We start from the raw sequence: 5861 nt of genomic DNA, 5'->3' as shown, positions 1-5861 counted from the left end.
GAAATGCTGAAAGCTAAATAACAATTCGATCATATTCCCTTAAGAATGCCTTTAAACGATTGACCCAGTTTTGTACCAGCACAATAAAAACTTTTTAATTACGTTATCTTTACGGTTGATATAAAATCGTAATAAGATATTCAAGATACTCATACGTTAGATTTTCTCATGTCTGCGCGCTCCGTTTCTACGGGGCGCTTGTTTTTGGCCGGACCCTTCTCTCTTGAAACTTAAGGGTCCGGCCAAAAACATCATATGCGTCGCGACCGAAGGGGCTTCGCCCCCTCGGTACTCCCCTGGCTGGGCGCTCGGACGCAGTTTGCGCTTGTTTACCGCGGCCCTGCGGGCGCGGTTCGCGTGGGAGCGCTCTTGCCGCGCCGCGCCGGTCCCATGCTCCGCAGTGCGGCGGCGGGCGGCGGAAAGTGTCGGGGGGATGCGATAATGTTTAGGGGGGATAAACTTAATGTTTCCTTAAAGCTAACTTACTTGAGAGTTTGGGGGCGGGGAAATATCTTTATGGCAACTCGCTAAAGCTCCCTTAAAACTTCCATTACACGTACCACACGATTTACGCATATTAACGGCAAAAGCGCCCGCTTTTGGCTGAACGGCAATCATTTATCCAAAAAGATACATCTGTTAATGAAAATTTAAAGTTTACCTAATGTAAACTTAAGGTTTAGTTTAACTACCCAAACTAGGTTTGCGGCCTAGTCTCTCAATCCAAGCAAACTAAACCGCTATGCAAAAAATTTATTCACTAAAATCAACTGCTGCGCTCCTGCTGTGCATGTTGTTGTGCCCTTTCTACCTGCTGGCTCAATCGGCCATAGATGGGAGGGTCCTGTCTCAGTCTGATCAGAGCCCCCTGCCCGGTGTGACGGTCATGGTCAAGGGCGAAAAAAACGGGGTTACCTCCAACGTCGACGGAACCTTCCGGATCAGGGCTAAAAAGGGCGACATGCTCGAATTCAGCGGGGTTGGCGTCGCACCCAAGGAAGTCGAAGTGGGAGAATCCAACACTATGGTCGTTTCGCTCGACCAGATCACCAAGAACCTGGACGAAGTCGTCGTGACGGCGCTGGGTATTAAAAAGGAAGCAAAACGCATCGGCTACTCCATCCAGGAAGTAAAAGCGTCCGAAATGCTTAAGGCCCGGGAAGCGAACCCGGTGGCCAACCTCGCGGGGAAGGTGGCCGGTCTGAACGTGGGGATCAACCAGGAAATGCTGGGTACCCCGACGGTATTGCTCCGCGGTAACCCGATCACCTTTTATGTGGTGGACGGCTTGCCGATCAACTCCGACACCTGGAACATCAGCCCGGACGACATCGAGACGATCTCCATCCTGAAGGGGCCCGCGGCATCCGCTCTTTACGGGAACCGCGGTATCGTCGGCGCGATCCTGATCACGACCAAGCACGGGGCCAGGAACAAGAAGGGCTGGACGGTCGAAGTCAATACCAGCAACCAGTTTAATAAAGGGTTTATCGCCATTCCCAAGGTTCAGAACCTGTACGGCCCGGGCGATGACCAGAAGTATGCCTTTGGCGACGGTCTCGGTGGTGGGATCAACGACGCCGACTACGACGTATGGGGTCCGATCATGGACGGCCGACTGATCCCGCAATGGAACGGGAAGGTGACGCCGGGTACGACGTACCAGACGACGTTTGTCGACGGGTCGACATACAGCGGGGACATCCAACCGACGCCCTTTACGACGAAGGGGGCCAACAACATGCAGCACTTCCTGCAGACGGGTATCCTCACGACGAACAACATCAACCTGTCCTCCGTAACGGACCGCAGCAATATCCGGATGTCGGTCACCCAAAGCTATCAGCGCGGGTTGGTGCCCAACACGGAGCTGAACAAGCTGAACTTCAATATATACGGCAGCTATGACGTTTCTAGCCGGTTGAAGGTGGAGGGCAGCCTGAACTACGATCGCCAGTTCACGCCGAACGTACCCGAAGTGGACTACGGCCCGAACTCCATTGTATACGACATCGACGTCTGGACGGGTTCCGACTGGAACATCAATGACCCCCAGATTAAAAACTACTGGCCTTCCGGCGGCGGCCCATTGGGCGACCGTCCGACGTTTATCGAGTACAAGCACTACCAGAACCCCTGGTTCCTGAGCAACGAATGGCTGCGTTCCCACTACAAAAACGACCTGTACGGCTATATCAGCCTCAACTACAAGCTGGGCGCCGGTTTTGAAGCCCAGGTTCGTTCCAACGTAACCACTTACGACATCTTCAGGACGGAAAAGCTGCCCTGGTGGGCGCACCCGTACAGCCAGGAGTACAATAACCACGGGAACTACCGCGAAGACCGTCGCTCCCTTTGGGAAAACAACACCGAGGCGATCGTCAAGTATAATGGCAACCTGGGCGGCGGGTTCAACCTGTTCGCCCTGGCCGGCGCCACCGCCCGGAACTTCAAGTATACGTCCAGCTTCGTTACGACCAACCAGCTGACGTCGCCGGACGTCTTCAACTTCGCCAACTCAACCTTTGGGATCCATGCGTACAACTTCAACTCGAACATGCTCGTGTTGAGCGCCTACGCCTCCTTGGACCTGACCTATAAAAAATATGTCACCCTGTCCGCTACCGGTCGCGAGGACAAGACGTCCGCCATCGCGGTTGCGAAGGACGCTTATTTCTATCCTTCGGTGTCGCTGAGCACGGTGGTGTCCGACTACGCAAAGCTGGGCAGCGCGATCAGCTTCCTGAAATTCCGGGGCAGCTATGCCAACGTAAAGGACGGCGGCACCCAGGCCTATATCGGGGAGACCCCTACCGCCGGGGGCTATATCTTTGACTACGGCGCCGATTACCTCAGCACGTACGGTGGCCCTATCTACAACCTGAACCCGTCTTACACCTCCTCGATCGGGTATAACAACAACAGCCAATCCACCAGCCCGACCACGATCGTCAACCAGAGCATCGTACCGGCGACCTACTCCAACTACGAGGCCGGTTTCGACATCCGGTTCCTGGAAAACCGCCTGGGTCTGGCGGCTACCTATTTCGAATACGTGCACGGTCCCCAACAGTTCAATTCCCAGATCGCCGAGTCCTCCGGCTATACCAGCTACCTGACGAATGCGGAAAAAACGCAGAAGCAGGGCGGTGAAATTTCGCTGCAAGGCTCTCCCATCCAGACCCGGAACCTGAAATGGAACGTGACGCTCAACTGGGCGACCTACAAGGAGACCTTCAAGTCCCTGCCCAACCACGAAATCCAGGGCCCTGCCGGGTATGTCGTCCATGAGGGACAACGCGTGGACATCCTGGTGGCGAACCTGGAAGCCCGCACGGCTGCCGGCCAGGTGATCAACGATGCTTCCGGTCTGCCGCTCTATGAGCCGGTGGGCAAGGTGCTCGGTCACGCAGACCCGGATTGGAGCTGGGGTATCAACAACCGTTTCGACTATAAGAACTTCTTCATGTCCTTCCAGTTCGACGGTATGGTTGGCGGTAAGCTCCAGGACATGGTGTACACCAAGCTGATGGAAGGCGGCCGCGGCAGCGAAACTGTTGAAGGCAAGCTGGGCCAGGCGCGTATGATCGAAGCCTACCACCTCGGCGACCCGGGTTACAACGGCGCCTATGTAAACGGTAAGGCCGTCCTTGCCGAAGGCGTCCAGATTTCCACCCCCAACGGTGCGCTCCAGTTCGACCAATACGGGAACATCACGAACGAAAAGTCGCTCCAGTTCCAGACGAACAACTCCACGCCCCTGTACATGCAGAACTACTCCAGCGGCCCGTTGAGCGACGCCGAGCACACGGTCATCAACCGGACCTATGCCAAGCTGCGCGAAGTGATCTTCGGGTATTCCCTACCCCAGGGTTTCCTGCGCAGGACGATGATCTCCAAGATCGACGTCTCGCTGGTAGGGCGCAACCTGCTGTACTTCTTCAACAAGCGGTACAAGGACGTCGACGTTGACCAGTACCCAGGTCGTGACATCAACAACAACATCATCAGCGGTTCGGGCCTCCAGACACCCACGACCCGGAGCTATGGGTTCAACATCAACGTAGTATTCTAACCCCTCAACGACAAGATTATGCAACGAAATATATATGCAGTAATGGCCACGGCGGCATTGGGTCTGGCGCTCAGCGGTTGCTCCAAGAAGTTCAGCGAGTACAAGCAGAACCCCAACGAGCCCACGGTCGTGCCTCCCTCCCAGCTGCTCCGGACTATCGAGGCCGATATGTACGTAGCGCCCTTCGGGCAGGAGGAGCGCAACGACCAGTATACCTGCTCCAACTACAACTACTATGACGACAATGCTTATTGGGACGGGGTTTTCCACTCCCAGTTCGCCAGCCTGAACTATACGACGCTCACCAACGTCCTCAACATGCAGGCGTCGGCAGCCACCGCGGCAAACACGACCGCGAATCCGTATGATGCCATGGCGAAGTTTTTCAAGGCATATTTCTTTGTAAAGATGACCATGGCGGTGGGCGACCTCCCTATGACGGACGCTCTCCAGGGCGCCGCCAACTTCACCCCCAAGTACGACACCCAGAAGTCGATCTTTATCCAGTGTCTGAAATGGCTGGACTCCGCCAATACGGAAATGGGCCAGCTCATCGCCACCGGCCAGACGTATGAATTCTCCGGCGACTCCTATTTCGCGGATTTCGTTGGTGCTTCCCCCGCCATGGTGCAATGGCAAAAGGCCTTCAACGCCTTCCGCCTCCGGGTGCTGGTCGAGCTGAGCAACCAGGCTTCCGACCCCGACCTGGGCGTACAAAGCCAGTTTGCCGCCATCATCGGCAACCCGACCCAGTATCCCCTGATGACCAGCTGGCAGGACGGGGTGCAGTTCCAGTACAATTCGCAGTACAACTATTACCCGAATAACAACACCGTATACGGTACCCAGACTCTCCGGTACAATATGGCTGCCGCGTATACGGATTCCCTGTCTTCCTTCAACGACCTCCGCGTCATGATGGTGGCGGAACCCGCCCGCGGCCTGGGTTACGCCGATACGGACTACCGCTCCTACAAGGGCGCGAACTCCGGCCTGCCCCTGTCGACCATGACCCAGGGCGTTACCTCGAATTCCACGAACCTGTATTCGCTCATCGGCCGTCACCGCTACTACGAGGGGCTGACCGGCGAAAACACCTTCATCATCGGTTATCCCGAAATGTGCTTCAACATTGCCGAGGGTATCGCCCGGGGCTGGGGCTCCGGTGATGCCGCCGGCTGGTACCAGAAGGGTATCTTCTCCGATTTCGACTTCTACGGCGTAAAGGACGGCGACAACACCGTCTACCTCCAGAAGCCCTCGGGCTCCCTGGGCGATGACATCATCTACACCGTCCACTTCAACTACGCTGCCTATATGGCGCAGCCCTTGGTGGCCTTTGCCGGCAATAACGCCCGCGGCATCTCCCAGGTCCTCGAGCAAAAATACATCTCGATGTTCCGCAACTCGGGTCTCGAGGGCTATTATCAATGGCGCCGGACCGGCGTCCCCGGTTTCCTCCAGGGCCCGGCCCAGTCCGGTTACGGCAATGGTGGCACCGTCCCCCTGCGTTTCCAATATCCGCAGGACGAAGCCGCGGCCAACACCGCCAACTACCAAGCTGCCGTCCAAAGCCAATACGCCGGCAAGGACGACATCAACGAGACGATGTGGTTGCTTAAATAAGCCTTCTCCAACACCATAGACGAATCCGGGGCCGCCTCTTCATGGGCGGCCCCTTTTTTCTTTGAAAAAAACAACAATCCTCCCCGCCGCCGCGCCTCTAAGCACCGGAATGAGGGGTTGGTGCCTCTTTTCCCCCTGTTTTGCGAAACTTTTCGCAAAA

At 56.1% G+C, this 5861-nt stretch carries 2 protein-coding genes; both read left to right on the top strand.

Features of this window, described 5'->3' with window-relative positions:
* The first annotated feature begins 742 nt into the window (after positions 1-742).
* Positions 743-4075 carry a SusC/RagA family TonB-linked outer membrane protein gene (locus tag VL547_RS23585; RefSeq protein WP_325582674.1) on the top strand — a complete coding sequence of 1111 codons (3333 nt, stop codon included), beginning with the start codon at positions 743-745 and terminating at the stop codon, positions 4073-4075.
* A gap of 18 nt (positions 4076-4093) precedes the next feature.
* The gene (locus tag VL547_RS23580) at positions 4094-5701 is read left to right on the top strand and encodes a SusD/RagB family nutrient-binding outer membrane lipoprotein (RefSeq protein WP_325582672.1); all 1608 of its coding nucleotides are present in this window, start codon (positions 4094-4096) and stop codon (positions 5699-5701) included.
* Positions 5702-5861: the final 160 nt, after the last annotated feature.

This window comes from Dinghuibacter sp., assembly GCF_035492835.1.
Lineage (GTDB): Bacteria > Bacteroidota > Bacteroidia > Chitinophagales > Chitinophagaceae > Dinghuibacter.
The sequence above is the reverse complement of the archived record's forward strand: the minus strand, read 5'-3'. Positions and strand labels throughout refer to the sequence as shown.